Origin of the sequence: Bacillus sp. JJ1474 (assembly GCF_036965225.1) — a bacterium.
Lineage (GTDB): Bacteria > Bacillota > Bacilli > Bacillales > Cytobacillaceae > Cytobacillus.
Map to the genome: position 1 here is coordinate 1 of NZ_JBALPC010000325.1, position 2,176 is coordinate 2,176.

Consider the following 2,176-nt stretch of genomic DNA (forward strand, 5'->3'; position numbering starts at 1 on the left):
TTATAAATTTTTTAAAACTAAATTTAAGCGGTTTTCCCGGTGCACCTTCTCATCTTCTGTTGCTAAATCATATTTCTTTAACAGGTGAAATACTTCATTTAATATATCCTGTGTATGTTCTTCATTAAAGAAAGCCTCAAATAGCGGAGCCATGCTATTAGGTAAAAAATCCTTTTGCTGCTCGTACTTCAGCGTAACATCTTCAAGTGAATGATCTAATTTACACTCGCTCATTATTATTCCTCCTGTCTAATGAAACTATAACTTCACTTTACTATATAGATGATCGATAGTCTAATTTCAAATATTTTTATTTACATAATAATATTATGTTAAACATTTTTTTTTTTGTACATTATGAAGCAGCTTTAAAGCAACAAAAAAAGAGCGAAGATTTACTCTCCGCCCTTCCCATTATTCCACATTGCCCGTTTGTTTTCCTGTTTCACTTTTGATCGGATCTTCCTTTTTTATATACTGATAATCATTTCTGTCAATTGGTTCATAGCCATCTGGCTGATAGAATCTTAGAAGGTCTTTATACACGATGTTATCTGATATTTGCAGTTCAGCTTTTGCTTTTTCAGCTAAATGTGCATATCCTTCTCCATCTACAAGCTCACCTGTTTCATTGGAATAGAATTTTTCGTCCACTTGGGTCACTTTTGGAGAGACAAAGTCTCCATTTCGGAATGGAATGACTTCACGATGGTTTTTAGACAAAAGATCAGAGCCAATTTCCAAATAATCCTTCGTATCAATTCCTAATAAATGCAGCACTGTTGGACGAACATCTACTTGGCCGCCAATTTGATGCTGAGCTCCGCCATCTACTCCTGGTACATGGATGAATACCGGAACTCTTTGCAGATTTCTAGCATACTCAAAAGGAGTAATTTCTTTTCCGATAATTTCAGCCATCGCATCATTATGGTTCTCTGAAATGCCATAATGATCGCCATACATGACAACAACCGTATTATCATATAGTCCTGATGCTTTAAGGTCATTAAAGAACTGTTCAATTGCCTGGTCCATATAATTCGCAGACTGGAAGTATTGGTTCACTACCTTATTATCAGTTTCAGCTGCAGGGAAATCAGTATCCCCTTCATCCATTTTAAATGGAAAATGATTAGATAGAGTAATGAATTTTGTATAAAAAGGCTGTGGCAGACTTTCTAACATCGGCATGGATTCAGTAAAGAATGGTTTATCCTTCATGCCATAGTTTTTCGTGTTTTCTTCACTCATATCGTAATATTCTGCATCAAAAAATTGATCATATCCTAAAGAACGATACATTTCATTGCGATTCCAAAACGTTTTATAGTTTCCGTGGAAAGCTGCTGACGTATATCCATGTGTTTTCAATATAGCTGGTGCGGCATGATACGTATTTTGAGCTTTTGTTACATAGACAGATCCTTGAGACATCGGATATAAAGAATTATCCATAATAAATTCAGCATCTGATGTTTTTCCTTGACCCGTTTGGTTAATAATATTATCAAAATAGAACGTTTCGCCATTATGCGCCAATGAGTTTAAAAATGGAGTTACCTCTTGCCCGTTTAACTTGTAATCGATAATAAAGGTTTGAAGTGATTCTAAAGAAATGTAAATCACATTCATTCCTTTCGCTTTTCCAAAGTATTCAGGATTAGGCGCAGCATAATTAGCTTTAATATAGTTCTCCACTTCTGTAATGTCGTTTGAATCAGCTAAAGCTCTTTGACTAGCTGATTGTGCATTTTGAATGACATCATAAACAGAGAAATTATAAGCACCTAAATATTTCACAAGATAGTTTCTGTCAAAAGAACGAGTAAGCAATTGTGGACGATCTGCTTCAGCCAGACCTAGATTAATAATAAATGTTAGGATAGCTGCTGCAATCACATACTTCGCAGGCTTTCTGCTTACTGTCTTACTAGGGTTGTACCATTTTTTAAAGATAAAAAACGCCAGGATAATTGTATCAATAAAGTAAAATACATCAAAAGGACTCATGAGGGATAAAGCACTTCCTCCTAATTGCCCCCCGTTCGTCTTCGTTTGCATGACGACTGGAACTGTAATAAAGTCATTGAAGAATCGGTAATAAACAACATTTGCATATAATAAAAACGACATCAGGAAGTTCATCGTAATGAATAATACTGATTGCATCCGT

At 35.2% G+C, this 2,176-nt stretch carries 2 protein-coding genes; both read right to left on the reverse strand.

All coding sequences use genetic code 11. From position 1 onward, the window contains the following. Positions 1-234 (reverse strand): hypothetical protein, encoded by a 234-nt coding sequence (locus V7164_RS25385; RefSeq protein ID WP_335355616.1) that lies wholly within the window; start codon positions 232-234, stop codon positions 1-3. 180 nt (positions 235-414) lie between these two features. Then, positions 415-2,176, reverse strand: a 1,762-nt coding sequence (locus tag V7164_RS25390; protein WP_335355617.1) for an LTA synthase family protein, incomplete at its 5' end; no start/stop codon positions are given.